Raw genomic sequence first — 25,420 nt, 5'->3', positions numbered from 1 at the left:
ATGCCCCCGTAAAGAGGGGTCTGACCAATACAGGAGTATTTCGAGGTGACAGTGCTGAGTAGTGGTCGCGGTCGTGCACTGCGTCTGGCGATGTTGGCTGCCGTGTGTCTGCTGACCGCCTGTGGCCTTCCCCGCTCTGGCCCCAACAAGAACGAAATTTACGCCGGCGCGGTTGAACGCGGCGGCGATGCCCATGTTATTTATGTGAATAATCACGTCACCCGGACGGCAAATTTCGCGCCGTCCTATGGCTTTTCCAGCGCTTTCCGTTCGGCCGGCGCCGTTGGTGCGGATGACATCAGGTCGGGCGATGTTTTGGGAATCGCGATCTGGGAAAACGTTGATGACGGTTTGCTTGCGTCGCTTGGCTCCAACTCGACTCAGCTGCAGGAAATCCAGGTCGACAGCAACGGGAACATCTTCGTGCCCTACGCCGGCACGATCCGCGCCGCCGGCAACACGCCTGATCAGCTGCGTCAGATCATCACCGATCGGCTGTCCTCTCAGACACCCGACCCTCAGGTGACGGTCGCGCGTGTGGCGGGTGACGGCGCAACCGTTTCGGTCATCGGCAAGGTCATGGCCCAAGGCGTTTATCCGATCGAACGCCCGACCCGTACGCTGTCGGCGATGCTGGCACGCGCCGGTGGTGTGTCCATCGAACCCGAGATTGCGGTGGTGACGGTCAAGCGCGGCTCAGAAGCGGGCAAGATCAGCATGCCCGAACTGTGGACCCAGCCCGCCAATGACATTGCGCTTCGTCCCGGTGACATCGTGCTGGTCGAAGAGGATCAGCGTAGCTTCACCGCACTGGGCGCCTTTGGCGGTCAGACCCGCGTTCCTCTGGGTAATGAAACGATCAGCGCGATCGAGGCGATTGCGATGGTTGGTGGTCTAAGTTCGACCCTGGCGGATCCAACCGGCGTGTTCATCCTGCGTGATGAGCCGGAATCGGTTGCCACCCAGGTGCTGGGCCAACCCATCTACGGGACGCAGCGCATGGCCTATGTTCTGGATCTTACGCGCCCCAATGGCTTGTTTCTGGCACGGGATTTCCTGATCCGCGACGGTGACACTGTCTATGTGACCGAGGCGCCCTATGTTCAGTGGCAAAAGACGCTTTCGGCAGTTACTGGCTCGGCCGCGACAGCGGACAGCCTGTCCAGCCTCGGCGACTAAAACAAATGAGGCCAACGGGCCGAAACGCCGCCGGGCCAACTGCCCGGCGGCTCTTTGTTTACAACGGCGGGTTCTGGTTGCGCCCGAGATTGCGCCGGATCATGTCGCTGGCCGGTTGGCACGTCACCACGGGCCTTCCCCGTCCCGGCGATACCATCGGCATCTGGGGTGCCTCGCCCACTGCCTGGCGCGGACGGGCCGTCGCAAAACGCCGAAACGCCGCCGTCGTCACCGTTGAAGATGCTTTCCTGCGTTCTGTTTTGCCCGGGCGCTCTGCCGGAGCTATTGGGTCACGCGGTCCGGTAGGGTTGCTGATCGACGATGTGGGGCTGCATTTCGACCCCTCGGGGCCGTCGTTGCTGACCTCGCTTGTTTCGCAAGGCGATGCGTTTTCGGATCAGGCTGCCGAGGGCATCGCCCGATTGCGCGCCGCCGATCTGTCGAAATACAACGCCCACCTGCGGGGCCATCCCCTGCCCCGGCCCGGCTATGTGTTGGTGATCGACCAGACGCGCGGGGATGCCTCGCTGATGGGTGCGGACCGGGCGTTGTTCCTGCGGATGCTGACGGCAGCGCGTGATGAGAATCCCGGCTGCCGGATTCTCATTCGCAGCCATCCTGAAACGGCCGCTGGTCTGCGACCGGGGCATCTGACCCACGACGATCTTCGTCCGGGTGACGTGTTTTGCGACACTCCGGTCTCGCCCTGGGCGTTGGTTGAGAATGCCGATGCAGTCTATGCCGTCAGCAGCCAGTTGGGCTACGAGGCGCTTCTGGCCGGGCATCAGCCGCGCCTCTTTGGTGTGCCCTTTTACGCCGGTTGGGGGCTCAGCCGCGACGAAACCGCCCCATCTCGCGGGATCGCCACGCCGCAGGCATTGTTCGCTGCCAGTCACCTGCTGGCGCCGACCTGGTATGATCCTTGCCTTGACCAGCTGACAGATTTCAACGGCGCGCTGAACCAGATCGAGGCCGAGGCGCGCGCCTATCGACAGGACCATGCCGGGCATCTGGCTTATGGTATGCGGCTCTGGAAACGTCCGGTGATCGCACGGGCCTTTGGCAATGGTAAGGGCGTGCGCTTTACCGACAAACCCACACCCCAGGTCACATTATGCTGGGCAAATCGCAGCGATGAGGTGCCGCAGGCGATCAGGATCGAGGACGGATTCCTGCGATCGCGCGGCCTTGGTGCGGAACTGACACCACCCTTGTCGCTGGTCGCGGATGATCTGGGCATCTACTACGATCCCACCCGTGAAAGCCGTCTTGAACGACTGATAGCGGCTGGCCCCCCGGTGGCAGGCGAAGCCCGCGCGGCAAAGTTGATCGACGCGATCCGCGCCGCGCGGCTGTCGAAATACAACCTTTCCGGCGATGAACAACGTCTGCCCTCCAAGTCAGGTCCCGCAATTCTGGTCCCCGGCCAGGTCGAAGATGATGCCTCGATCCGTCTTGGCGCGGGCAGAGAAAAAAGCAACCTTGCCCTGCTGAAACGGGTTCGCGCGGAAAATCCCGATGCCCTGGTGATCTACAAACCTCATCCAGATGTCGAGGCAGGTCTGCGTCCCGGCGCGATTTCCGAGCAGGACCTGGCGCATTTTGCCGACCATGTGGCACGACAGGCCGATCCCATCGCACTGCTGGAACAGGTCGATCAGGTCTGGACCATCACCTCGACCCTGGGGTTCGAGGCCCTGCTGCGCGGTATTCCCGTCACGACGCTTGGCGCACCTTTCTATGCAGGCTGGGGCCTGACCCGCGATCTGGGGCCGGTGCCGCCGCGTCGCACCGCTAGACCCAGCCTGACGGCATTTGCGCATGCCGTGCTGATCGCCTATCCGCGCTATCACGATCCTGTCACGGGGCTGCCCTGCCCGCCCGAAACCGCGTTGGCCCGGCTGACAGATCCGACAACTCCGCGCGGTGGCCCGGCGCTGCGCATTCTTGCCAAGGCGCAAGGGGCAATGGCCGGGTACGCCTGGCTATGGCGCCGCTGAGGTCGCTGTCTGGTCGGTCGCCCGCCAGCGATGCATAAGGTCGCCGCCGATCCGCCGCGACTCGATCAGCCGAAAACGCGGTGCATCCGCAAGCGCTGCGACAGTCATCGGCCCGACCGAGGGTCGCGCATCCGCACCCATCACCAGCCCGGCTGTATAGCCCACCAGTTCATCGACCAGCCCGGCACGCAGCAATGCAGCAGCCAACACGCCGCCGCCCTCGCACAGCACCCGGGTCACCCCGCGCGCAGCCAGATCGGCCATGAAGGCACCCGGATCGCCTGACAACTGCCAGATCGGGCCGTAATCCGGCCCCTCGGCCGGCAGATCGGGCAAAGGTTGCGTCGAAACGATCAGGCGAACCGGCTGACGAACAGGACCGAAACCCCGCACATTCAGCGACGGGCGATCCGCTCTTGCCGTGCCGCCGCCCACCATCACGGCGTCATGCGACAGGCGCAATGCGTGAACATGGGCACGTGCCCGGGGCCCGGTGATCCACTGGCTTTCCCCGCTGGCTGTGGCGATGCGACCGTCAAAACTGGCCGCCAGTTTTAGCGTCAGCCAGGGGCGCCCACGGTTCACGCGAGACAGAAAACCGCATTGCAGCGCCCGTGCCTCACGCTCGCGCAGGCCCGCCTGGACGGCAACCCCGGCCTCTTGCAACATCGTATGGCCGCGCCCCGAAACGCGCGGATCGGGGTCGGTCATGGCGCTGAACACCCTCGACACACCTGCCTTGATCAGGGCCTCGGCGCAGGGCGGCGTGCGGCCGTGATGGGCGCACGGTTCAAGCGTGACATAGGCGGTGGCGCCGCGTGACGCCTCGCCGGCCTGATCCAGCGCCATCCGTTCCGCATGGGGGCGCCCGCCGGGCTGGGTCCAGCCGCGCCCTACCACGTGAGCATCCCGGATCAGCACACAACCGACCGCCGGATTGGGCCAGACATTGCCCAGACCCCGGCGCGCCAGACGCAGCGCGTGGGCCATGTGCCGCAGATCGTCGTCCGGGCTCAATCGTCTGCCGCGGGGGGACGCAGCTCGGAGACGAATTTGTCGAAATCACCCGCATCCTGAAAATTCTTGTAGACGCTGGCAAATCGCACATAGCCGACATTGTCGATCCGCGACAGCGTCTCCATCACGATCTCGCCGATCGTTTTGGATGGGATGTCTGTCTCGCCGCTGCTTTCCAGCCGACGCACGATCCCGCTGATCATCTGTTCGATCCGTTCGGGGTCGACGGGGCGTTTCTGCATGGCGATGCGGATCGAGCGCGCCATCTTGTCGCGGTCGAAATCCTCGCGCTTTCCATTGGTCTTGACCACGACCAGATCGCGCAGCTGGACCCTTTCATAGGTGGTAAAGCGCCCGCCGCAGGCCGGGCATAACCGTCGCCGTCGGATGGCGACGTTGTCCTCGGCCGGTCGTGAATCTTTCACCTGCGTATCGTTGTTTCCGCAAAACGGGCAGCGCATCCTGATATGTCCCCTCCGGTGCCGATCCACCGCGACTATAGGACGGCCCTCAGGGATTGGGTAGCGTTATCCACAGGCTACCAGATGCTGTCGCATGCCTCTGTGACACGAATGCCGCGACCTGACTTGCAGATCATTCTGAACTCAAGACGTCCGGCGCGCGTTGGTCACACATCCAACCCAAGGAGGACGAAAAATGAGCGTCGCACGTGTAACCGAGATTTCCTCACGTTCAGATAAAAGCTTTGAGGACGCGGTCCGTCAGGGCATCGAACGCGCAAACAACACTTTGCGCAATGTCAAAAGCGCCTGGATCAAGGAACAGACCGTTGATTGCGACGGCGGCAATATTACCCATTACCGCGTCAACTTGATGGTGACCTTCGTCCTGGACGACTAAGACACCCCTGGAACCATCGGTTCCGACGGCATGAACAGCGCCGCCACCTTGCGGGTGTGTGGCGCTGTTCTGTGTTCGACCAGATAAATGCCCTGCCACCTGCCCAGCATCATACGACCATCCGCCACGGGAATTTGCAGGCTGACAGGCAGAACCGCGGCCTTCAGATGCGCCGGCATGTCATCTGGCCCCTCCAGCGTGTGCCGCAGCCACCCCATCGAGGGATGATTGCCGGGCGGCGCGATCCGGTCCAGCCAGCCCAGCAGATCGACCTGCACATCAGGATCGGCATTTTCCTGGATCAGCAGGCTGGCCGAGGTGTGTTGTACCATCAGCGTGACCAGACCCTTACCGGCACCGATGTCCCGCAGCCAGCCAGCGACATCGCGCGTCAGTTCGTGACAAGCCGGACCGTTCGTCGTGATCGTGAAAACGGTGTTCATTCAGCCGCGTCGCGATCATGGTCCAACGCCGGCAAGCCATCATCCGCGTCATGTTGCAGGCTGATGGATTTTTGCGTTCTTGCACCAAGCGCCTGCAGCTTCTGGACATGGCTGATGACATTGCCTCGCCCGCGGCTCAGCCGGTCCATGGCCTGCCCATGCGCTTGGCCGGCCTTGTCCAGCGCTTTTCCGACCTCTTCCATGCTGTCCACAAATCCCGCCACCTTGTCATAAATGGCGCCTGCGCGGTTGGCGATTTCCAGCGCGTTGGTTTCGCGGCGTTCGACCATCCAGATATGTTCAACGGTGCGCAGTGTCAGCATCAGCGTGGTTGGCGTCGCCAGACCGATGCGGCGATCCAGCGCGAATGAGGCCAGATCAGGGTCGCAGCGCAGCGCCTCTGAAAACGCGCCCTCGATGGGAATGAACATCAGCACATAATCCACCGATGCATCATCCATCGCGTCATAGCCCTTATCCGACAGGGAAATGACATGGGCGCGGATGGCGGCAACATGACGCTTGAGTGCGGCATCGCGCTCGGCGGGCTCATTGGCGTTCACCGACTGCTCATAGGCATTCAGTGAGACCTTGCTGTCGATGACCAGCACCTTGCCGCGCGGCATCCGCACCACCACATCGGGTCGCCAGCGCTTGCCCTCTTCGTCGTGAAAGCTGCTTTGCACATCGTAATGCGTGCCCTCGGCCAGCCCGCTTTCCTCGAGGATGCGCTGCAGGATCATCTCGCCCCAGGCACCCTGACGCTGTTTTTCGCCCTTCAGCGCGCGGGTCAGTTCCACCGCCTCGCGGCTGATTTCCTCTGACCGGCGATGCAGCCCCTCGATTTGTTCGCGCAGACGGGCGCCCTCTTCGTCCAGCACCTTGTTGCGGGTCTGCAATTCGGTCTGGAAACGGTGCACCTGATCACGAAAAGGCGTCAGCATCGCGGTCAGTTGTTCAGATTGTGTCTTTTGCATGTCCGCACCCTGAACGCGCAAGGTTTCCTGCGCCATCAGTTTGAAATTACGGCCCATTTCCTCGCGCAATTCGCGTAGCGTGGCGATTTCCCGGGCGGCGATCTCGCGATCTTTCTGGGCTGCCAGACGCAACTCTCCCAGTTCGCGCTCCAGACGGCTGATCTGCTGGCCGGACTGGTGCAATGCGTCGGTCAACCCGTCGCGTTCCTCGACCAATTCGCCCAGACGGCCCTCGCGCGCCTCTAGCCGCACATCCAACTGCCCTGCGCGCAGGGCGCCATCCCGCGCCGCCTGTGCCTCAGCTGCCAGTTGGGGTTCAAGCGTCTGTATGCGATCGGCCCGACGCTGCAATTCCTCGTCCTGACGACGGCTCTCACCCTGCAGTCGATCGCGATCGGACCTGAGCGCCGCCAGGCGGCGGCGCGACAACCAATAAAGCACCAGCATCAGGATCAGCGCCGCCAGCGCGATGGCCAGCCCGTTCTGCATGGTGGAAAGATCGCCCGTCCACGCCTGAAATCGCGTGGTCCAGCTTGTCGGCATTGGCTGACCTGCTCGTTATTGCGGTACAATGTTTCCTGTTTGTACCGATTTCACCTGTGCGAGGCCAGAGGTCAAATCCTGCGCCGGAAAAAAGGAGCGCCCGAAGACGCCCCTTTTCCGGATTTAATGCGGTGCCAGTTCGGCGGGCGCCACGTCCTTGACGTTCATCCACTTGTCATCGGCCATGTCGATATTGCCGGGAACGTCCTGCTGCCAGATCTCGCTGACCTTGGGCGACAGGTTCAGATACAGCTTGTCATCGACGATTTTCCAAACTTCTGGATCGCCGTCGAACTTATAGCCCTGCGCCAGACCAAAGGCGCAATAGCCGCCGTATTGAGGCGCGAATTTCGCCGGGTCAGCCTCGAACATCTCTTTGTTCTCGACCGAGGCAAAACGGTAGGTGGCGCCATTGTGCTGGGCCGTGATATCGACCTCGCCGGCCATGGGGGTGCTTTCGGTAAAGTAGGAAACAGGGTCATAGCCGCGCAGCGCCAGATCGGTCGTGGTGGCATTCACGTCAAAGCCTGCAGCCCAGGAGGCAGCCGGCAGCGCAACAGAAATCGCCAGCGCGGCAAGCGCGCCTTTCAGCATCGGTTTCATTGGATTTTTCCTTACATAGATAGGGCCAACGGGCGGCCCGGTTTTGATGGAGGTAAAGGTCTTGGTGCTTGAAATGGCCTTTTGTTCTTGAATGAAGACATCGTGCCAGCCGCGTCCGAGCGTCACAAATCACGCATGGCTCGCGCAAATGTCAGGCGCTCGATAAACCCGAGTTTTGCCACCCATGCGCCCAATACAGGCAGGCGAAAACCACAGGTTGTGCGCGGTCGCACCCAAAATGTGCGGCAACTATCTGTAACGTTTCATGTTTTTGATGCATCAACATGACCGCACAACGAAAATCGCCGCCAGAGAACCGGCGGCGATTGGAATTGGCATGCGAAAACGGGCGTTCGTTTAATGCGTGATCGCCACCAGAAATGCCGAGACGGCGCCGGCATAAGCGCCTCGATTGACCGTCGAGACATCGGTCGTGGCGACCCAGTCCATCAGAGATCCCTGTGCACGGCTGGTCGGGCGCATGGCCCATTCCGGGAAATGGCGTTGCGCCGAACTGCCATAGGAAAGCTTGGCGATGTCGGAATGACGTGGGTCCGCGAGGATCAGTTGGATCATCTTATCCAACGCGGTTCTTGGTCCCTCCAGCCACTGAAAGAACAACCCATCTTCGTAATGCAGGCAGCCGGTCAGACCGATAGCATGGTTGCGCCGGCTCGCCTTGGCGATGATCAGGTTGACCTCATCCTGACCCAGATCCCCTCTGGCAGTGCTGCGATAGAGGAAATGGGTCAGTTCTATTTCCGCGCCCGTATCACTGATCAAGGAAGGACCGCAGCTTGCGACTGCGCGACGGATGCTTCAGCTTGCGCAGCGCCTTGGCCTCGATCTGACGGATCCGTTCGCGGGTGACGCTGAACTGCTGACCAACCTCTTCCAGCGTGTGATCGGTGTTCATGCCAATGCCGAAACGCATCCGCAGAACCCGTTCCTCGCGCGGGGTCAGGCTGGCCAGAACGCGGGTGGTGGTCTCCTTGAGGTTTTCCTGAATGGCGCTGTCCAGTGGCAGCACGGCATTCTTGTCCTCGATGAAGTCACCCAGCTGGCTGTCTTCCTCGTCCCCGATCGGGGTTTCAAGGCTGATCGGTTCCTTGGCGATTTTCATCACCTTGCGAACCTTTTCCAGCGGCATTTGCAGCTTTTCGGCCAGTTCTTCCGGCGTCGGTTCGCGGCCGATCTCGTGCAGCATCTGCCGACCGGTGCGGACCAGCTTGTTGATCGTTTCGATCATGTGGACCGGGATACGGATCGTGCGCGCCTGATCCGCGATGGACCGGGTGATGGCCTGACGAATCCACCATGTCGCATAGGTGCTGAACTTGTAGCCCCGGCGGTACTCGAACTTGTCGACGGCCTTCATCAGGCCGATATTGCCTTCCTGAATAAGATCAAGAAATTGCAGGCCACGGTTCGTGTATTTCTTGGCAATCGAGATGACCAGACGCAGGTTTGCCTCGACCATTTCCTTCTTGGCCTGACGCGCCTCGCGCTCGCCGCGCTGGACCTGGTTCACGATGCGGCGGAATTCGTCGATATCCACGCCCACATGCTGGCCGACCATGGCCATGTCCGAGCGCAGCGCCTCGACCTGATCGCGCGACCGCTCGAACAGCGCCTGCCAGCCCCGGCCCTGATTTTCGGACATGCGCTCGACCCATGTCGGGTCCAGCTCGGCGCCGCGATAGACGTCGATGAATTCGCGCCGGTTGATGCGTGCGGAATCGGCCAGTTTGACCATGCCGCTGTCGATGCTGACGATACGACGGTTGATCCCGTATAGCTGATCGACCAGCGCCTCGATCCGGTTGTTGTGCAGGTGAAGCTCGTTCACCAGCGCGACGATCTCGCTGCGCAGCTTTTGATAGGCGGATTCGTCCTTGATCGAGAACGTGTCATCCTCGTTCAGGGTCGATGACATGCGCTGGTCCTGCATATCGGCCAGCATCTCATAGTCACGCGCGATCACGCCCAGGGTTTCGAGCACCTTGGGTTTCAGCGCGGCTTCCATCGCGGCCAGCGACAGGTTGGCGCCCTCGTCATCCTCGTCGTCGTCGTCATCATCAGCGGCCAGCGGCTGGCCATCGGCATCGACCTTGGCCTCGCCATCCTTTTCGGCGGTTGCCGGTTGCGCGGTCTTCAGTTCTTCGGTGTCGTCGCCATCCTCTTCTTCGCCCATCGACTGACCAAAGGTGGTCTCAAGGTCGATGACGTCGCGCAGCAGGATGTCTTCTTCCAGAAGTTCCTGACGCCACATGGTGATGGCCTTGAAGGTCAGCGGGCTTTCGCACAGGCCGGCGATCATTGTGTTGCGACCGGCTTCGATGCGCTTGGCGATGGCGATCTCGCCCTCACGCGAAAGCAGTTCAACCGAACCCATCTCGCGCAGATACATGCGCACCGGATCATCGGTCCGATCCAGCTTTTCGGTGGTGGTGTTGGAAACGGCGACTTCGCGGCCGGCAGTCGAGGTGGTCGTCAGATCCCCGCCCGGCTGATCGCCCTCTTCGGCCTCGTCCTCGTCCTCGATCACGTTGATGCCCATTTCGGACAGCATCGACATGACGTCTTCGATCTGCTCGCTGCTGACCTGTTCGGGCGGCAGGACGGTATTCAACTGGTCATAGGTGATAAAGCCGCGCTCGCGTGCCTCGGCGATCATCTTCTTGACCGCGGCCTGGCTCATATCCAACGAATGGGCGTTGTCGTCCTTGTCGTTCTTCTGGTCGTCGTCGTCCTTGGCGGCCATCCAGGGCTCCTTCTCACGGCGCGGGTGATTCGTACCTGCGGCGAATCACCGGGTGTTGCGGACCCAATATAGGTGGGCCTTATCCCGAATCAAAGGGCACCCGGGCAATTGCAATCCAGGGTGATTCGTTCGAAAACGAATCACCCTGGATGCGGCCGATTTGGCCCGCGAGAAGCCTAGAGGTCAAACATGAACGCATCCGCATCAGAGGGCGCCTGCGGCGGGGGCAGATAGCCCAGATCCTGATCGGTGCGGGTCTCGCCCGTCTCGAAGGTGAAAAAGACAGCGGCGCCATCGCTGTCGATGCTGTCATCGTCGCCTACATCAGTTTCGGTGATCGCATAACCGGGACCGGGGCGTTCAAACAGTAACAGGTATTCGATCCCCTGACCTTGCGTGGCCGTTGCCTCAAACCCCGCAAGGCTGTACTCGCCGTTCTCGTCAGTCACATCATAGGTTGTCGTGGAATCGCGCGCGTTGAAATCCCTTCTCAGTCCGACCCGCACGCCCGCAAGCCCTGGCTCGCCATCATCCAGCCCGTTGCCATTGAGATCCAGAAAGACCCGCCCGGTGACGCCCGCAAGATCGGGGTCATCGGGCGGTGGGCTCAGCCCCAGATCGACATCGGGTTGGACAGCGTCGCTGCCGAGGATCACGATATTCGGCGCGCCGAAGCTGCCGTGGCTTTCGCGCTCGGGGATTTCATACAGATAGAAATCGCTGTCGACACCCTCGTCGCCGCCCTGATTTGCGGCGACCGCGTGACGGCCATCAGCCGTTCTGCCGGTTTCATAGTCGATATCGACGGCATAGATGCCCTGCTCGAGCCCCGTAAAGACGTAATTGCCATCCGCGTCCGACATGACCATCCGGTCCAACTGTTCAGACCCCTCTGGCATTCGCAGATACAAGGGGATGCCGGCAATGCCCGGCTCGCCGTCGTCGATACCGTTCCCATTCAGGTCTTCGAATACCCGACCGCTTATCCGGCCATCGGCGTCCCCGCCTTCGGCGATCTGGTAACCTGCATTCACGCCATCCAGCGCCTGACCATCATCCAGAGAAAATTCCTGCGTGTAGGCGACCCCGTTGGCATTTGGCACGGCCTCGCTGTCCAGATCCGTGCCGGGGGCGCTATGGGGGTCGACGAATTCGAAATCGTCACTGCCTGCGCGACCAAAGCGGATCGTATACTCGCCCGCCGCGATGCCATCAAAGCTGTAACGGCCCTCTGCATCGGTGCGAGTCTCGGCGATGATGGCGCCCTCGGGCGTGCGTAACTGCACCAGTATATGCGCCATGCCTGCCTCAGCCAGTCCCAGTGCGGTATCGTCAATACCATTGCCGTTTGCATCCAGAAAGGCCCGCCCTTCGACCGTCGCGTCGTCAGGGGGGCTGGCTGCGCCGGCATCGACCTGCACGATGTCATCGGCGCTGCCCACGACGATCACCTCGGACAGCGCGCGACCGTTCGCCAGCGCCATGGCATCGCTGTCCGCAGCCTCGTCACCACCGACATTCGGCTGCACATAGGACAGACCATCACCGGGATAGCCGAACCGCACCACATATTCGCCCGGCGGCACGTCTTCGAACCGATAGGCACCCGCCGCATCGGTTCGCATCTCCGCCACAATCCCGCCCTCGGGTGTGCGCAGCTGCACCAGCACCCACCTGACGCCAGAGTTGTCATTGTCGATATTGTCGCGATTTTCGTCCAGAAAGACTCTGCCAAGCACAGCCATAGCACACCCCCAAAATGAATTTCATCAATAGGGATGAGCTTAGGGTTTGCTGGTCAAAGCTTTCCAACCACAATGCGCTATTTGCGGTTTTTGCGCCAAATCTCGCCAGCGACGAAATCGGCAAGCTGGGCCGATAATTCATCCCTGTTCTCGCCCAGATCGGTCGAGTCCTCCATCTCTGGATGTTCGGCGCGCTGACGGGCGCGGGTGATCTGCGTGACCCGCCAGGTCAGCCCCTCATCGGCCTCGCCCGCGATCTCGGCCTCGGCGCGGGTCAGTTCGGACCGTTCCGCCCTGCGCGCATCCAGCCGGTCAAAAAGCTGGCTGAGAATGGCCTCTGATTTCTGTGGGTCGTCCTGCCCGGTCATCGCCGCCACCAGCCCTAGATGCGCGTCGGCCTTCAGATTTTCCAATGCGCGTGCGCCTGCCTCACTGCTGGCGCCGGCCAGCAGGTCGTGCAGCAGGGCGGCGCGGTCAGGATCGGTTGGCTGCAGGCGTTCCAGCCGGGATTCGACCAGTTCGATCATTTCGGGGTGCAGGGCGCAGCGCAGCAAGACCTCGCCCTCAAGAATGCCGGCGCCGGCATCGCGGCTGACGAAGACCGAGGCCCGGGTCTGTGCGCGCGCAGGCTCTGACCCCGGCTTGGCGCGCGGCTGCCAGCCGCCACCACCGCCGCGCTGGCCGCGATCACTCGGCCCGCCGCGATCCTTGCGGGCTGCCCCGAACAATTGCGCACGTTTGTCACGGATCTCGGCGGCGTAATGCGCGCGCGTCGCCTCGTCAGGAATGACGGCGATGGCCTTGCGCAGCGCGTGATCCAGCGCCGCCTTGCGCTCGGGGCTGTCAAAGACGCGGCCCTCGGTTTCGCGCTGCCATAGCAGGTCGACCAGAGGTCGCGCGCCGGCGATGATCGCGGCCATCGCCCCTGCCCCTTCGCTGGCGATCAGATCATCTGGATCCTGTCCCACCGGCATGGTGGCAAACCGCAGTGCCTGGCCCGGCGCGGTCATTGGCAGCGCCAGATCGACCAGCCGCAAGGCCGCGCGTTGCCCGGCAGCATCGCCGTCCAGCATGATCACCGGTTCGGGCGACACGCGCCACATCAGCCGCAACTGATCCTCGGTAATGGCGGTGCCCAGGGGTGCGACCGCGCCCTCGAACCCGGCACGCACCAATGCGATCACATCCATATAGCCTTCGGCCACCAGCAAGGGCGCGCCCTTTGCAACGGCCGTCCGCGCCGGCCCGATATGATAAAGGTTGCGTCCCTTGTCGAAGAGCGGGGTCTCGGGGCTGTTGAGGTACTTGGCGCGCGCATCCGCCGCCATTGCCCGCCCGCCAAAGCCGATGATCCGATCGCGCCCGTCGCGGATCGGAAAGATGATCCTGTCGCGAAAACGGTCATAGGCGGCCCGACCATCATCCGGTTTCGCAGACATGCCGGCTGCGACGATCAGTGCCTCATCCATGCCCTTGTCGCGCAACGCCTGTGTCAGCGCCGTGCGGCTGTTGGGCGCAAAGCCGATCTGGAAACGTTCCAGCGTCTGCGCATCCAATCCGCGCCGTGCCAGATAATCGCGCGCCGCTGATGCGCCTGCCGTTTGCAATTGCAGCCGGAACCAGCGATTGGCGGCCTCGGTCACATCGGCCAGTTCCGCCCGCCGATCCTGCCGCTCGCGGGCGCGGGGATCAGGCTCTGGCACCTCCATCCCGGCATCGGCTGCAAGAACCTTGACCGCCTCGATGAAATCCAGCCCATCCAGTTCGCGCAGAAAGGTCAGTGCATCGCCCTTGGCCTGACAGCCAAAGCAATAATAAAAGCCCTTCTGGTCATCGCAGTGAAAGCTGGCGGTCTTTTCCTGATGAAACGGGCATGGCGCCCACCAGTCCCCGCGCGCCTGATTCGACTTGTGCTGATCCCACACCACACGCGGCCCGATCACACGACTGATCGGAACGCGGTTGCGCAGTTCATCAAGGAAACCGGGTGGCAGGCTCATGGCGCGATTATCGGCCTCCGCAGGGCTTCAAGCAAGCGGATGATTGGCCGTCATTCGCCTGCGGCCAGAAAAGCCTCGACCGCGTCGCGTCGGGGCATCGGCTCGATCGCACCGTATTCCTGTGTCGCCAGGGCCGCGGCGGCATTGGCATACCGCGCCGCCGCGAACGGATCATCGCCTGCCGCGATCCGGGCCAGGAAGGCGCCATCAAAGGTGTCGCCCGCGCCGGTTGCGTCGACCGCCTTGACCTTGCGCCCGCCGACACGTTCGCGCCGCTCGGGCGTGGCCACCAACGAGCCCGCAGCGCCAAGCGTCAGCGCCACGATTTTTGCGCCGAGGTTCAGGTAAAAGTCGGCAATGGCGTTCGGATCGCTGAGACCTGTCAACTGTTCGGCGTCGTCCATGCCCGGCAAGGCGATATCGCATTCGGCCATGGCCGCATGGGTCACGGCCCGCGCACGCGTCAGCGGCCATAGTTTCAGCCGCAGGTTGCTGTCGTAGGAAACCATGCCCCCCGCCGCGCGGACCTGTTGCATCGCCGCAAAGACGGTATCCGCGCAAGAGGCGGAAATGGCCTGGCTGATGCCCGATACATGCAGGATCTTCGTGCCGGCCAACGCATCTGTCGGCAGGTCGGCTGGCGTCATGCGGCTGGCGGCAGAGCCCGCGCGTAAATAGCTGAATTCATGCCCGTCGGGCCCGTGGGTTACAAAATAGATGCCGGTATGCGCGTCCACGACCTGCCGCACGGTCGAGGTATCGACGCCCTCGCTGTGCCATAGCTGCAAGAAGGAATCGCCGAACGTATCCTTGCCAAGATGGGTCAGCATGCCGACCTGGGCACCCTGCCGGGCCGCAGCCACGGCGCAATTCGCGGTGTCGCCGCCATGACCGGAACGATAGCTGCCATCGGGTTGCTGGTTGAACTCCATCATCGGTTCGCCCAGGCACAGGATATCGACACCCATCCGTTTCACTCCCTCATCAACAGGCCATATGAATCGGGCTTACGCGCCGACCGCGCCCTTGGCCAGCCCCCAATAGATATCGCCGACACGCTGCTGATCCAACCGGCCACCGGCGCGATACCAGTTCGTCACCGCCGTCAGCATCCCGATCAATGCCATCGCGCTGAGCCGGATGTCATCGACACCGATCACCTCATCTTGCTGGCCGTCGCGCAGGATGCTTTCCAACTTGCTTTCGTAGTCGCGGCGCAGTTTGCTGATCTTGCGGTGATTGACCTCAGAGAGGTTGCGCAACTCCATATAGGACAGAAAGACCGAGTCGCTGTGATCGAGGCTGTCGGCGATGTGAAATCTGACAAACCGTTCCAGCCGGACCAGTGGCGGACTGGCGGTGTCGTCCTGCCAGCTTGCCAGCAGCCGCTGCATATGGGTTTCCATCAGATCGAACAGCAGCGCCTGTTTGTCGGGCGTATAGGCATAAAGCGCGCCGGCCTGCACTCCGACCTCGCGCGCAATCTGGCGCATCGACACGGCCGCATAGCCATGGCGCGCAAACAGACGCAGCGCCGCCTCGCGGATCAGCGGACCAGTTATTTCTGCTTTGGAGCCTCGGGTACGTGCCATGCCCCTTAATGCGGCTACACGCCCCCGTTGTGAACCCCCGGCAGGCGGCGTAATGTGACGCGATGTTACGCGCACTGCCCTTGCTGACCCTATGTTTCGCCGCGGCTTGCACCGATGATGCGGGTAATTACCCGCGTCTGCTGCCCACACAGCAGATCCTGGCCGAACCATCGCTGCCCGATCACGCCGGCCCCGCCGACACCAGCGAAGAGGCCGTTCGCCAGCAGGTCGAACAGCAGGGTGCTGCCACACGCGCACGTGCTGATGCGATTCCCGATCCGGTGGATGATGCGTCGCTGGATCGCCGCGCCGCCGATCTGCGCCGCAGGGCCGATGAACTGCGACGCCAAACCGAAACACCCGAATGCCCGCCCGGCGTTGCCGCGCCCGATTGTCCTGACCCCGCATCCTGAGGAATGCTGCCCATGCCCGTGATCACCTGCATCGAGGACCTCAAGCGCCTGCACAAGGCCCGCACCCCCAGGATGTTCTACGATTATGCGGAATCGGGCAGCTATAGCGAACAGACCTTTCGCGAGAACACGTCGGATTTCGCTGATATCCGGCTGCGCCAGAAAGTCGCCGTGGATATGTCGAACCGCACCACCGAAAGCACGATGATCGGGATGCCTGTGGCCATGCCGGTGGGTCTGGCGCCGGTCGGCATGACCGGAATGCAGCATGCCGATGGCGAGATATTGGCAGCCCGCGCCGCCGAGGATTTCGGCGTGCCCTTCTGCCTGTCGACCATGTCGATCTGCTCGATCGAGGATGTCGCAGAGCACACCACCAAGCCTTTCATGTTCCAGTTGTACGTCCTGCGCGATCAGGAGTTTCTGGAAAACATCATCAACCGCGCCAAGGCCGCGAATTGCAGCGCCATGGTGCTGACGCTGGACCTGCAGATCCTCGGGCAACGCCACAAGGATCTGAAAAACGGACTTAGCGCGCCGCCCAAGCTGACGCTGCCGGTGATGATGGACCTTGCGACCAAATGGCGGTGGGGCATGGGAATGCTCAAGACCAAGCGCCGCAGCTTTGGCAATATCGTCGGCCATGCCAAAGGGGTGGGCGACATGTCCAGCCTGTCAAGCTGGACGGCGGAACAGTTCGATCCGATGCTGGATTGGGACAAGATCGCCAAGATCCGCGACATGTGGGGCGGAAAGCTGATCCTGAAGGGGATACTGGATGCCGATGATGCCCGGATCGCGGCTGATTTCGGCGCCGATGCCATCGTCGTTTCCAACCATGGCGGCCGCCAGCAGGACGGTGCCTTGTCGGCCATTCGGGTGCTGCCCGAGATCGTAGAGGCGGTCGGTGACCAGATCGAAATCCACATGGATAGCGGCATCCGCAGTGGTCAGGATGTGCTCAAGGCATTGGCACTTGGTGCCCATTCGACCTGGATCGGCCGGGCCTTCATTCACGGGCTGGGGGCGATGGGCGAATATGGCGTCACCCGCGCGCTGGAGGTTATCCAGAAAGAGCTGGATACCAGCATGGCGCTTTGCGGCGAACGCGATGTGAAAAATATCGGCCGCCATGATGTGATGCTGCCGCCCAATTTCTCTGGCAGCTATCGGTGAGCGGTATGGCCGATCTTCCCAGCCTGTCCGATTACCAGCAGACCTGCCGCGAAAAGCTGCGCTATTCAGACATGGACCGGCAGGGCCATGTGAACAACGCCGTCTACAGCACCCTGTTCGAGGCTGGCCGCGTCGAGTTCATGTATGACGGCAACAGCCCTCTGCATGATCCCGGCTGCGGTCTGGTTCTGGTCAAGCTGGAGATCGACTTCGTCACCGAGATGAGCTGGCCCGGTCATGTCGAAATCGGGACGCGGCTGGTGTCACTCGGGCGCAGTTCGATGAGGTCAGATCAGGCGATTTTTCAGAACGGTAACTGCATGGCCATTGCCAGAAATACGGTCGTGCAAATGAACCAGAGCACACGAAAATCGCAGCCGATCAGCGACGATTTACGGGCGCGGCTGTCAGAATTGCTGGCTGCGCCAAGTTAGCGCACCAGCAGCAGCGGAACCTTGCAGTCACGGATCAGCGCGTCGGTGGTCGACCCGACCATCAGATGACGCAGCGGTGAATGGCGGTAAGCGCCGGTCACGACCATCTGGAAATTGCCCGCCACCACTTCGCCGGCCATGGCGCCGTCTTGTGGATCGTCCAGCCGCATGGCCTTGGCGTCGACGCCGGCTTCGCGCAGCCGGACCACGGCTGCCTGCTGTCCGTCGCGTTCACCGACCGATGTGACCTGCACGAAAAGCCCGCGATAGAAGGGCAGTGTTGCAATGCGTTCCAGCGCGCGACCAGCCGCCGCGCCGCCATCCCAGACCAGCAGCACCCGTTCGACAGGCGTGAAGGTCCGACTAGAGACCAGCACCGGGCGTTTGGCCGCGCGCACCACGCGCTCGAGGTTAGACCCCAGCCCGCCCTGCGCCCCGCCGTCATTCTCGCCTCGTTTGCCGATCAGGATCAGCCGCGCCTCGGGTTCGATTTCAGCGACGGTTTCGACCAGATCGCCGTGGCGCAAACGCTGCTGCACATCCTCGACCCCTCCGGCGCGCACGATTTCGGCGGCGTCCTCAAGAATGGCGCGGCCATGGCGGCTGGCCAGCTTGGAGCGGGTTTCGTCCAGTTCCGACAACTCGGCCAGCAACGCCGAGCGCGCGCCCAAGCGGATCGCGCCCGAAAGGTCAGATTTCACCTTGGCCGGTGGGATCACATGCAAAAGTTCGACCCCGATACCGGACCGCTTGGCGACCCAGGCGGCATGGTCGCAGGTGCTGCGGGCATAGTCGGACCCGTCGATCAGCGCGATGACACGTTCCGTCATGGCCTGTCCTTTCCTCAATGCGTGTTCAGCGCGTCCATCGCGCCGGGCTTGTCGTGGACGGCCAGCTTGTCGACCATCGTCTCGGATGCCTCGTTCATGCCGCGCAACTCGACCTCGGCACCGTCGCGGCGGAATTTCAGGATCGCCATATCCAGCGCCTGCACCGTAGAGATATCCCAGATATGTGCGCGACTGACGTCGATGATCACACGGTCCAGCGCCTCGCGGAAATCAAAACCGGCCATGAAGTCCTCGACAGAGGCGTAAAACATCTGGCCCTCGATCAGATAGGTGCGTTCCCGCCCGTCTGCCGACAGTTCAGAGCGCACGCGGAAAAGCTGTGCGATCTTGGCGGCAAAGAAGATCCCCGACAGCAGCACGCCGACCAGCACGCCGATGGCCAGATTATGGGTCCAGACCACGAAACCGACCGTCGCCAGCATGACAATCGAGGATGATGTGGGATGCGTCCGCAGGTTCAGGATCGACGACCAGCTAAAGGTGCCGACCGACACCATGATCATGATCGCGACCAGCGCCGCCATCGGGATCTGGCTGACCAGATCGCCCAGAATGACGACAAGGATCAGCAGGAACACACCTGCCGCGAAACATGACAGCCGTCCGCGTCCACCTGATTTCACGTTGATCATCGACTGGCCGATCATGGCGCAACCGGCCATGCCGCCGATAAAACCCGAGGTGATATTTGCCAGCCCCTGCCCCACGCATTCCTGATCGCGGTCGGATTTCGTATCCGTCAGCTCATCGACCAGATTCTGTGTCATCAGGCTTTCCAGCAAACCGACCACGGCAACGGCGACTGAATAGGGAAAGATGATCTTCAGTGTCTCAAGGTTAATCGGGATATCGGGCAACAGGAACATTGGCAGCGTGTCGGGCAGTTGGCCCATATCGCCCACGGTCCGCACATCCCAGCCAAAGACCAGAACCAATACGGTGATGACGACAATGGTGACCAGAGGCGACGGGATCGTGCGTGTCACAAGCGGAAACACATAGATGATCGCTAATCCAAGGGCGACCAGCGCATAGGTGAGCGGTCCCACAATGTCAGGATCAAGCTCGGGCAGTTGCGCGATGAAGATCAGAATGGCCAGCGCGTTGACGAAACCCGTCATCACGGATTTCGACACGAAACGCATGACGCGGCCCAGCCTCAGCGCACCCGCACCGATTTGCAGCACGCCTGCAAGAATCGAACAGGCCAGCAGATATTCCAGCCCGTAATCGCGAACCAGCGTCACCATCAACACCGCCGTCGCAGCGGTTGCCGCCGAGATCATGCCGGGCCGCCCGCCCGCAATCGCCGTGACAACCGCGATGGCAAAGCTGGCATAAAGCCCGACCTTGGGATCAACGCCCGCGATGATCGAAAAGGCGATGGCTTCGGGTATCAGCGCCAGGGCCACGACCAGCCCCGACAACAGATCGGGCCGGACGTTGCCGAACCATTCGTTGCGATAGCGGTTCATCGAAATCATGTTCAAAATCCCCTGCCCGTTCCTCCGCTGCGGAACGGTTTTCCTGTCCATCATGTCATTTTGGCAAAACCGGCCTCGCCTTAGCGGCCCGGGCTGTGGATTGCAATTCTTGTCGACGCAGCCTGCGTGCGATCAGCCACAAACATGGCAGCATTGCCAGCACCAGCACGGCGATCAAGCCGAATGCCATTCGCAGGCTCATGGTCTGGCTGATCATTCCCATGAAGGGCGGACCGATGAAAAAGCCGGTAAACCCGATCATCCAGGCTCGCGCGATGGCGCTGGCGCGCTGTTCGGGCGGGACCGTGCGCCCGATCAGGCTGTTGGCCGTGGGCACAACCACCGCAACGCCCAGACCCAGGGCCGCCGCGCCAGACAGCGCAACACCCAATCCGGTCGCCATCGCCAGCATGATCGCGCCGATCGCCGCAAAGAAGACCGACACCGCGATCAAACGTACTTCGCCCAGCAGGACCGCCAGCCACTGCCCGGCCAGCCGCGCCAGGCCCATGGCCAGCGCGAACATCGCCGGACCGAACGCGCCCAGACCACCCTCTACCCCAAGCGTGCGCTCGATATGGATGGCGCCCCAGCTTTCGGTCGAATTTTCGGCCAGAAAACACAGCCACAGAATGGCCGCGCCGGGCAGGACGACGGTCCAGGGTGCGGGTGCGGCCTGCAGATTATCATCTTCGTCGTCATCCACACCCACAGTGGCCGGACGGCGACGACGCATCAGCGGCACCAGCAGCAGGATCGCCACGGACACGATGGCAGCACTGGCGAAATGCGCGATGCCCGCATGCCGCGCCACCCCCATCAGTCCCGCCGACAAAGCCAGCGCCAGCGAAAACAGCGCATGGTTGAGGTTCATCAGCGAATGCCCGACGCGGGCCTCGATTTCGGAGATGCGGATGTTGGACAGGATGTCGCAAAACGACATGCTCATGCCCAGAACCAGCAAGACCAGCCCCAACTGAAAGTTCGACCCGATCAGGGGCGGCAGCAGTGCAACCAGTCCCACCAAGACACCGCTGATCGGCAAAAGCCCGTATCCGAAACGCGCCCTGAGACGTGGCGCCAGCATCATCGCGGTCATGCCGCCCAGGGCCGACAGCATCATCAGCGCCCCGAATTCGGCATCCGAGACCGCGGCTTGTCTCTTGATCTCGGGCAGCCAGCCTGCGAAAGCGCCCCAGAACAGGCCGATCGCGACCAACCCGGCTGCTGGCGCGCGGGATACCTTCAGATCGTCCAGAACCGCCATTTTCGACCTTTTCAAACTCAACCGGTCGCGTTATAGGCGCGGCTTCGGTCGTGCACCCTTGGAGGACGACCGTAAAAACGTCAATGTAAGGAATATAGCAATGGCCAAAGAGATCCCAGATCTGGTGGCCGAGGCACGGACGGGGACAGGCAAGGGGGCCGCCCGTCAAGCTCGCCGCGAAGGCAACGTGCCCGGTATCGTATATGGCGACGGCAAAGACCCGGTCGCCGTCCAGTTCGAATTCAACAAACTGCTGACCCAGCTGCGCGCTGGCCGCTTCATGTCCACGCTGTGGAACCTGAAGATCGAAGGCCAGGAGGACGTTCGCGTCATCTGCCGCGCTGTGCAGAAAGACGTGGTCAAGGACCTGCCGACGCATATCGACTTTATGCGCCTGCGCCGCACCTCTAAGGTTAAAGTGTTCATTCAGGTGGAATTCGTCGGTCACGACGAATGCCCCGGTTTGCGCAAAGGCGGTACGCTGGTGACGATCCGTCCCGAGATCGAGTTGATCGTGACCGCTGGCGACATCCCCGAGCAGATCACCGTCGATCTGACCGGTCTGGAAGTCGGCGACGGCATCCATATCGACGACGTCAAGCTGCCCGCTGGTGCCAAGGCAACCGTGGACCGCAACTTTGCCATCGCCAATATCGCGGCGCCGTCCGCGCTGCGCGCCGAGGATGATGCCGCAGAGGACGAAGCAGAGACCGAAGAAGCGGATGCACCCGAGGGTGAAAACGCCGAGACCGAAGAATAAGTCAATCGTTTCGACGACGGCTTGTCGGATGACGGGCGGCCCGGTGACGGTGCCGCCCGTTTTCATTTTCACACCAAGCACAGTTCCGGCAGATTGGCGCGCTTGCAGCTTGCGGGCGCGCATCGCGGTTGTTACCTGACGCCGATATCGACAAAAGGACGCAAGATGCAGCCCGTTCACATCATCGGCGCAGGACTGGCAGGGTCCGAGGCCGCCTGGCAGATTGCCCGCGCAGGCGTGCCCGTGGTCTTGCATGAAATGCGCCCCGCCGTCGGCACATTTGCCCACAAGACCGGCGATTGCGCGGAAATGGTCTGTTCGAACAGCTTTCGTTCCGACGATGACGAAATGAACGCCGTCGGCCAGCTGCATTGGGAAATGCGCACGGCTGATGGGTTGATCATGGCCATGGCCGATCGTTATCGCCTGCCCGCCGGCGGCGCGCTGGCTGTGGATCGCGATGCGTTTTCGCAGGCTGTCACGGCAGCTTTGCAGGCAGAGCCGTTGATCCAGATTGTCCCCGGCGAAATCAGCGACCTGCCGGACGAGGGCAATTGGATCATCGCCACCGGGCCGCTGACCTCGGACGCCCTGGCCGCGAACATTCGTGCAGAAACGGGCACCGAGGCGCTGGCTTTTTTCGATGCCATCGCGCCCATCGTCCATGCAGACAGCATCGATATGTCAGTGGCCTGGGAACAATCGCGTTACGACAAGGGCGAGACAGAGGCCGAGCGCCGCGCCTATATCAACTGCCCGATGACCAAGGCCGAATACGAAGCCTTCATCGACGCCCTGCTGGCCGCAGACAAGACCGAATTCCGCGAGGGCGAGACCGCCGGCTATTTCGACGGCTGCCTGCCGATCGAGGTGATGGCCGAGCGCGGCCGGGAAACGCTGCGCTTTGGCCCGATGAAGCCCATTGGCCTGACCAATAGCCACAAGCCCGAGGAAAAAGCCTATGCGGTGGTTCAGCTCAGGCGTGATAATGCCTTGGGAACGCTGTATAATATCGTCGGCTTTCAGACCAAGATGAAATACGGCGCCCAGACAGACGTCTTTCGCATGATCCCCGGCTTGCAGGATGCCAGCTTTGCACGTCTGGGCGGCATCCATCGCAATTCCTTTCTGAACTCACCAACGCTGCTCGACGACCGGATGCGGTTGCGGTCGCGCCCCAATATCCGCTTTGCCGGTCAGGTGACCGGGGTCGAAGGCTATGTCGAAAGCGCGGCCATCGGTCTGCTGGCGGGCCGGATGGCTGCTGCCCAGGCACAGGGTAATGATCTGCCACCGCCGCCCTATACGACCGCATTGGGTGCGCTGGTCAATCACATCACCGGCGGTGCCGAGGCCAAGACGTTTCAGCCGATGAATGTGAATTTCGGCCTGTTTCCACCGCTGGAAGACGTCAAAAGCGGGCGTCGTGGCCGCAAGGATCGCTATCCGGCCTATACACAGCGGGCCAAGCATGATTTCCGCACATGGCTGACGGCGCAGTAACCCGCTTTGCCCCCTCGCCGACGGGGCTCTTGCATCTGGGCCACGCCTATGCGGCACTGATCGCCCATCGCGAGGCCGCACCGGGCCGGTTTCTGTTGCGGATCGAGGATATCGACCGCGCCCGCTGCAGGTCAGAGTTCGAAACTGCCATTTACGAGGATCTGCGATGGTTGGGTCTGGACTGGCCTGATCCGGTCATGCGTCAGTCCGAGCGCATGGCGGCCTATCGCGATGCGCTGACGCGCCTCACGCCCCTGACTTACCCGTGCAAATGCCGTCGCGGCGACATCCGTGCGGCCCTGTCTGCGCCGCAAGAGGGCGCACCGCTTGCCGGGCCCGATGGGCTGATCTATCCCGGCACCTGCCGTGACCGCCAGATGGCCGATGCCGGCCCCGATGATGTGATCCGGCTGGATGCTGCCCGTGCCTTTGACGCGCTAGGTATCGATCACCTGTCTTTCCGCGATGCGGCGATCATGCCGGGGCATGACCATATCCTCAGCCGCGATCAGTTTATCGCGGGCATCGGCGACGTGATTCTGTCACGGCGTGGCATGGGTACATCCTATCATCTGGCTGTCGTCGTGGACGACGCGGAACAGGACATATCCCTGGTAACACGCGGAAAAGATCTTTTTGATTCCACATGGATACATGTACTTCTTCAAAAAATTCTCGATCTACCCACCCCGCTATACCAGCATCATCGCCTGATCCGCGACGATGCGGGCAAGCGGCTGGCAAAGCGCGACGACGCAAGGGCGATCCGCGCCTTTCGCGAAGACGGCACCAGTCCTGCGCAGATCCGCGATCTGCTTGGTCTTTGACCTGTCAGCGGGGATCAAACATGATGCGGTTTCGGGCGGTGCGGTTCACGCATCAGTCATGGGCGCCATGATTTCGACCTCTTCCCCGTCGCGCAAAGCCGTATAAAAACAGCTGCGTCGGTTGGTGTGACAGGCCGGGCCGGTTTGATCCACAATCATCAACAGGCAGTCGCGATCACAATCCACGCGCATTTCGATCAGTTTTTGCAGATGTCCGCTGGTCTCGCCCTTGATCCAGAAATCCTGCCGCGAACGCGACCAATAGGTGACCTGACCCGATTGCAGCGTGCGTTTGACGGCTTCGATATTCATCCAGGCCATCATCAGAACCTCGCCTTCGGGTGACTGCGCAATCGCGGGGATCAGCCCTTTGGCGTCATATTTTAGGCTGGTCGGGTCAAACATCGGCTTTCCTTCGCGTTTCCGGCTTCCTATCTAGGACGGAAGCGAAAAGGGTTCCAGATGTCCGATAGCGACCTGATGCAGCTTTACTCACGCCGGATTCTGGCGCTGACCACGGCCATGCCCCATTCCGGCAGGCTGCCCGCGCCGGGTGGCAGTGCCATGCGGCGCTCGCCACAATGTGGGTCGTCTGTCACGGTCGATGTCGCGATGAGCGGTGATCGGATTGTCGAATTCGGCCAAGAGGTACGGGCCTGCGCGCTTGGGCAGGCCTCGGCCTCGGTGCTGGGCAGCGCGGTTATCGGGCGCAGCCGCGCTGAAATCGCCCAGGCGCGCGACGAATTGAAGGCAATGCTGAAACAAGACGGCACTCCACCCGCCGCACCGTTCGCCGAGCTGGAGGCACTGTTGCCGGCACGCGATTATCCCAATCGCCACGCCTCGATCCTGCTGGCCTGGGAGGCCACGCTAGAGGCGATTGACGCGGCCTGACGGCGGATCCGAGTGACGATACGAAAAAACCGGCCCCTCACAGGGCCGGTCAAGTTGCGCGTGCGGTGGGGACCAAGGCGGCGCACA

Annotated in this window: 25 protein-coding genes; 10 read left to right on the top strand and 15 right to left on the bottom strand. The window is 62.1% G+C overall.

All coding sequences use genetic code 11. From position 1 onward, the window contains the following. Nucleotides 1–90 precede the first annotated feature (90 nt). Together CUV01_RS16370 and CUV01_RS16365 are read left to right on the top strand one after the other, a co-directional pair. Entirely contained in the window at nucleotides 91–1,179 is a 1,089-nt protein-coding gene (locus CUV01_RS16370; protein WP_101461406.1) for a polysaccharide biosynthesis/export family protein, read from the top strand. Nucleotides 1,180–1,184: 5 nt separating this feature from the next. After that, on the top strand, nucleotides 1,185–3,179 hold the full coding sequence (locus CUV01_RS16365) for a capsular polysaccharide biosynthesis protein (RefSeq protein ID WP_101461405.1): 1,995 nt from the start codon (nucleotides 1,185–1,187) through the stop codon (nucleotides 3,177–3,179). Here CUV01_RS16365 and ribD read toward each other — a convergent pair. Together ribD and nrdR are read right to left on the bottom strand one after the other, a co-directional pair. Next, entirely contained in the window at nucleotides 3,165–4,169 is a 1,005-nt protein-coding gene (ribD, locus tag CUV01_RS16360) for a bifunctional diaminohydroxyphosphoribosylaminopyrimidine deaminase/5-amino-6-(5-phosphoribosylamino)uracil reductase RibD (RefSeq protein ID WP_101462174.1), read from the bottom strand. The two genes, CUV01_RS16365 and ribD, sit on opposite strands and share 15 nt — an antisense overlap. A 23-nt stretch (nucleotides 4,170–4,192) precedes the next feature. Further along, the gene (gene nrdR, locus CUV01_RS16355) at nucleotides 4,193–4,657 is read right to left on the bottom strand and encodes a transcriptional regulator NrdR (RefSeq protein WP_101461404.1); all 465 of its coding nucleotides are present in this window, start codon (nucleotides 4,655–4,657) and stop codon (nucleotides 4,193–4,195) included. A gap of 196 nt (nucleotides 4,658–4,853) precedes the next feature. Here nrdR and CUV01_RS16350 point away from each other — a divergent pair, with 196 nt between their 5' ends. Next, complete coding sequence (locus tag CUV01_RS16350) at nucleotides 4,854–5,057, top strand: dodecin family protein (protein ID WP_101461403.1); 204 nt, start codon at nucleotides 4,854–4,856, stop codon at nucleotides 5,055–5,057. Here the strand turns inward: CUV01_RS16350 and CUV01_RS16345 are convergent. The 9 genes from CUV01_RS16345 to CUV01_RS16305 all read right to left on the bottom strand — a co-directional run bounded on the left by CUV01_RS16345 (nucleotide 5,054) and on the right by CUV01_RS16305 (nucleotide 15,724). After that, nucleotides 5,054–5,500: a secondary thiamine-phosphate synthase enzyme YjbQ gene (locus tag CUV01_RS16345; protein WP_101461402.1), complete on the bottom strand. Its 447-nt coding sequence runs from the start codon at nucleotides 5,498–5,500 to the stop codon at nucleotides 5,054–5,056. The genes CUV01_RS16350 and CUV01_RS16345 overlap by 4 nt on opposite strands. Next, nucleotides 5,497–7,020, bottom strand: coding sequence for a DNA recombination protein RmuC (locus CUV01_RS16340; RefSeq protein WP_198731836.1), 1,524 nt, complete (start codon nucleotides 7,018–7,020; stop codon nucleotides 5,497–5,499). The genes CUV01_RS16345 and CUV01_RS16340 overlap by 4 nt, the downstream gene beginning before the upstream one ends. Nucleotides 7,021–7,143: 123 nt before the next feature. Beyond that, nucleotides 7,144–7,623 (bottom strand): YHS domain-containing (seleno)protein, encoded by a 480-nt coding sequence (locus CUV01_RS16335; RefSeq protein ID WP_232962315.1) that lies wholly within the window; start codon nucleotides 7,621–7,623, stop codon nucleotides 7,144–7,146. Between the two features lie 357 nt (nucleotides 7,624–7,980). Next, entirely contained in the window at nucleotides 7,981–8,406 is a 426-nt protein-coding gene (locus CUV01_RS16330) for a BLUF domain-containing protein (RefSeq protein ID WP_157994891.1), read from the bottom strand. After that, nucleotides 8,396–10,387 (bottom strand): RNA polymerase sigma factor RpoD, encoded by a 1,992-nt coding sequence (rpoD, locus tag CUV01_RS16325; protein ID WP_101461400.1) that lies wholly within the window; start codon nucleotides 10,385–10,387, stop codon nucleotides 8,396–8,398. The genes CUV01_RS16330 and rpoD overlap by 11 nt, the downstream gene beginning before the upstream one ends. Before the next feature lie 176 nt (nucleotides 10,388–10,563). Then, complete coding sequence (locus CUV01_RS16320) at nucleotides 10,564–12,132, bottom strand: SdrD B-like domain-containing protein (protein WP_101461399.1); 1,569 nt, start codon at nucleotides 12,130–12,132, stop codon at nucleotides 10,564–10,566. A 77-nt stretch (nucleotides 12,133–12,209) separates the two neighbouring features. Beyond that, entirely contained in the window at nucleotides 12,210–14,132 is a 1,923-nt protein-coding gene (gene dnaG / locus CUV01_RS16315) for a DNA primase (protein ID WP_101461398.1), read from the bottom strand. A gap of 50 nt (nucleotides 14,133–14,182) precedes the next feature. Beyond that, on the bottom strand, nucleotides 14,183–15,100 hold the full coding sequence (locus CUV01_RS16310; protein WP_101461397.1) for a sugar kinase: 918 nt from the start codon (nucleotides 15,098–15,100) through the stop codon (nucleotides 14,183–14,185). Nucleotides 15,101–15,139: 39 nt separating this feature from the next. Further along, the gene (locus CUV01_RS16305) at nucleotides 15,140–15,724 is read right to left on the bottom strand and encodes a TetR/AcrR family transcriptional regulator (protein ID WP_101461396.1); all 585 of its coding nucleotides are present in this window, start codon (nucleotides 15,722–15,724) and stop codon (nucleotides 15,140–15,142) included. 62 nt (nucleotides 15,725–15,786) lie between these two features. Here CUV01_RS16305 and CUV01_RS16300 point away from each other — a divergent pair, with 62 nt between their 5' ends. From CUV01_RS16300 to CUV01_RS16290, 3 genes are read left to right on the top strand one after another with little or no spacing between them, the layout of a single operon-like run. Beyond that, on the top strand, nucleotides 15,787–16,137 hold the full coding sequence (locus tag CUV01_RS16300) for a hypothetical protein (protein ID WP_101461395.1): 351 nt from the start codon (nucleotides 15,787–15,789) through the stop codon (nucleotides 16,135–16,137). A gap of 12 nt (nucleotides 16,138–16,149) precedes the next feature. Continuing rightward, entirely contained in the window at nucleotides 16,150–17,313 is a 1,164-nt protein-coding gene (locus CUV01_RS16295; RefSeq protein WP_101462171.1) for an alpha-hydroxy acid oxidase, read from the top strand. A 5-nt stretch (nucleotides 17,314–17,318) separates the two neighbouring features. Beyond that, nucleotides 17,319–17,747 (top strand): acyl-CoA thioesterase, encoded by a 429-nt coding sequence (locus CUV01_RS16290; protein WP_101461394.1) that lies wholly within the window; start codon nucleotides 17,319–17,321, stop codon nucleotides 17,745–17,747. Here the strand turns inward: CUV01_RS16290 and CUV01_RS16285 are convergent. From CUV01_RS16285 to CUV01_RS16275, 3 genes are read right to left on the bottom strand one after another with little or no spacing between them, the layout of a single operon-like run. Further along, entirely contained in the window at nucleotides 17,744–18,577 is an 834-nt protein-coding gene (locus tag CUV01_RS16285; RefSeq protein WP_101461393.1) for a universal stress protein, read from the bottom strand. The genes CUV01_RS16290 and CUV01_RS16285 overlap by 4 nt on opposite strands. Before the next feature lie 14 nt (nucleotides 18,578–18,591). Then, nucleotides 18,592–20,082: a SulP family inorganic anion transporter gene (locus CUV01_RS16280; RefSeq protein WP_101461392.1), complete on the bottom strand. Its 1,491-nt coding sequence runs from the start codon at nucleotides 20,080–20,082 to the stop codon at nucleotides 18,592–18,594. A 55-nt stretch (nucleotides 20,083–20,137) separates the two neighbouring features. Further along, nucleotides 20,138–21,349 carry an MFS transporter gene (locus CUV01_RS16275; RefSeq protein WP_101461391.1) on the bottom strand — a complete coding sequence of 404 codons (1,212 nt, stop codon included), beginning with the start codon at nucleotides 21,347–21,349 and terminating at the stop codon, nucleotides 20,138–20,140. Nucleotides 21,350–21,449: 100 nt separating this feature from the next. On the opposite strand from CUV01_RS16275, the gene CUV01_RS16270 reads away from it, so the two are divergent. The 3 genes from CUV01_RS16270 to gluQRS all read left to right on the top strand — a co-directional run bounded on the left by CUV01_RS16270 (nucleotide 21,450) and on the right by gluQRS (nucleotide 24,439). Continuing rightward, nucleotides 21,450–22,109 (top strand): 50S ribosomal protein L25/general stress protein Ctc, encoded by a 660-nt coding sequence (locus CUV01_RS16270; protein WP_101461390.1) that lies wholly within the window; start codon nucleotides 21,450–21,452, stop codon nucleotides 22,107–22,109. Between the two features lie 165 nt (nucleotides 22,110–22,274). Continuing rightward, nucleotides 22,275–23,612: a methylenetetrahydrofolate--tRNA-(uracil(54)-C(5))-methyltransferase (FADH(2)-oxidizing) TrmFO gene (gene trmFO, locus CUV01_RS16265; RefSeq protein WP_101462170.1), complete on the top strand. Its 1,338-nt coding sequence runs from the start codon at nucleotides 22,275–22,277 to the stop codon at nucleotides 23,610–23,612. Further along, complete coding sequence (gluQRS, locus tag CUV01_RS16260) at nucleotides 23,594–24,439, top strand: tRNA glutamyl-Q(34) synthetase GluQRS (protein WP_101461389.1); 846 nt, start codon at nucleotides 23,594–23,596, stop codon at nucleotides 24,437–24,439. Before trmFO ends, gluQRS begins: the two co-directional genes overlap by 19 nt. Nucleotides 24,440–24,484: 45 nt before the next feature. Here the strand turns inward: gluQRS and hisI are convergent, their stop codons facing one another. Further along, on the bottom strand, nucleotides 24,485–24,844 hold the full coding sequence (gene hisI / locus CUV01_RS16255) for a phosphoribosyl-AMP cyclohydrolase (protein ID WP_101461388.1): 360 nt from the start codon (nucleotides 24,842–24,844) through the stop codon (nucleotides 24,485–24,487). A gap of 57 nt (nucleotides 24,845–24,901) precedes the next feature. Here hisI and CUV01_RS16250 point away from each other — a divergent pair, with 57 nt between their 5' ends. Next, complete coding sequence (locus CUV01_RS16250) at nucleotides 24,902–25,333, top strand: iron-sulfur cluster assembly scaffold protein (RefSeq protein WP_101461387.1); 432 nt, start codon at nucleotides 24,902–24,904, stop codon at nucleotides 25,331–25,333. The last annotated feature ends 87 nt before the right edge of the window (nucleotides 25,334–25,420 follow it).

It is taken from the genome of Paracoccus tegillarcae, assembly GCF_002847305.1.
GTDB lineage: Bacteria > Pseudomonadota > Alphaproteobacteria > Rhodobacterales > Rhodobacteraceae > Paracoccus > Paracoccus tegillarcae.
The sequence above is the reverse complement of the archived record's forward strand: the minus strand, read 5'-3'. Positions and strand labels throughout refer to the sequence as shown.

Coding starts and splice junctions, on each gene's coding strand:
- CUV01_RS16320 (WP_101461399.1), bottom strand. CDS start 12,132: ATGGCTGTGCTTGGCAGAGTCTTTCTGGACGAAAATCGCGACAATATC.
- CUV01_RS16270 (WP_101461390.1), top strand. CDS start 21,450: ATGGCCAAAGAGATCCCAGATCTGGTGGCCGAGGCACGGACGGGGACA.
- CUV01_RS16280 (WP_101461392.1), bottom strand. CDS start 20,082: ATGATTTCGATGAACCGCTATCGCAACGAATGGTTCGGCAACGTCCGG.
- CUV01_RS16365 (WP_101461405.1), top strand. CDS start 1,185: ATGAGGCCAACGGGCCGAAACGCCGCCGGGCCAACTGCCCGGCGGCTC.
- CUV01_RS16250 (WP_101461387.1), top strand. CDS start 24,902: ATGTCCGATAGCGACCTGATGCAGCTTTACTCACGCCGGATTCTGGCG.
- ribD (WP_101462174.1), bottom strand. CDS start 4,169: ATGGCCCACGCGCTGCGTCTGGCGCGCCGGGGTCTGGGCAATGTCTGG.
- CUV01_RS16310 (WP_101461397.1), bottom strand. CDS start 15,100: ATGGGTGTCGATATCCTGTGCCTGGGCGAACCGATGATGGAGTTCAAC.
- trmFO (WP_101462170.1), top strand. CDS start 22,275: ATGCAGCCCGTTCACATCATCGGCGCAGGACTGGCAGGGTCCGAGGCC.
- CUV01_RS16295 (WP_101462171.1), top strand. CDS start 16,150: ATGCCCGTGATCACCTGCATCGAGGACCTCAAGCGCCTGCACAAGGCC.
- CUV01_RS16285 (WP_101461393.1), bottom strand. CDS start 18,577: ATGACGGAACGTGTCATCGCGCTGATCGACGGGTCCGACTATGCCCGC.
- CUV01_RS16335 (WP_232962315.1), bottom strand. CDS start 7,623: ATGAAACCGATGCTGAAAGGCGCGCTTGCCGCGCTGGCGATTTCTGTT.
- CUV01_RS16340 (WP_198731836.1), bottom strand. CDS start 7,020: ATGCCGACAAGCTGGACCACGCGATTTCAGGCGTGGACGGGCGATCTT.
- CUV01_RS16370 (WP_101461406.1), top strand. CDS start 91: ATGTTGGCTGCCGTGTGTCTGCTGACCGCCTGTGGCCTTCCCCGCTCT.
- CUV01_RS16305 (WP_101461396.1), bottom strand. CDS start 15,724: ATGGCACGTACCCGAGGCTCCAAAGCAGAAATAACTGGTCCGCTGATC.
- CUV01_RS16290 (WP_101461394.1), top strand. CDS start 17,319: ATGGCCGATCTTCCCAGCCTGTCCGATTACCAGCAGACCTGCCGCGAA.
- CUV01_RS16275 (WP_101461391.1), bottom strand. CDS start 21,349: ATGGCGGTTCTGGACGATCTGAAGGTATCCCGCGCGCCAGCAGCCGGG.
- nrdR (WP_101461404.1), bottom strand. CDS start 4,657: ATGCGCTGCCCGTTTTGCGGAAACAACGATACGCAGGTGAAAGATTCA.
- rpoD (WP_101461400.1), bottom strand. CDS start 10,387: ATGGCCGCCAAGGACGACGACGACCAGAAGAACGACAAGGACGACAAC.
- dnaG (WP_101461398.1), bottom strand. CDS start 14,132: ATGAGCCTGCCACCCGGTTTCCTTGATGAACTGCGCAACCGCGTTCCG.
- gluQRS (WP_101461389.1), top strand. CDS start 23,594: ATGGCTGACGGCGCAGTAACCCGCTTTGCCCCCTCGCCGACGGGGCTC.
- CUV01_RS16345 (WP_101461402.1), bottom strand. CDS start 5,500: ATGAACACCGTTTTCACGATCACGACGAACGGTCCGGCTTGTCACGAA.
- CUV01_RS16300 (WP_101461395.1), top strand. CDS start 15,787: ATGTTACGCGCACTGCCCTTGCTGACCCTATGTTTCGCCGCGGCTTGC.
- hisI (WP_101461388.1), bottom strand. CDS start 24,844: ATGTTTGACCCGACCAGCCTAAAATATGACGCCAAAGGGCTGATCCCC.
- CUV01_RS16350 (WP_101461403.1), top strand. CDS start 4,854: ATGAGCGTCGCACGTGTAACCGAGATTTCCTCACGTTCAGATAAAAGC.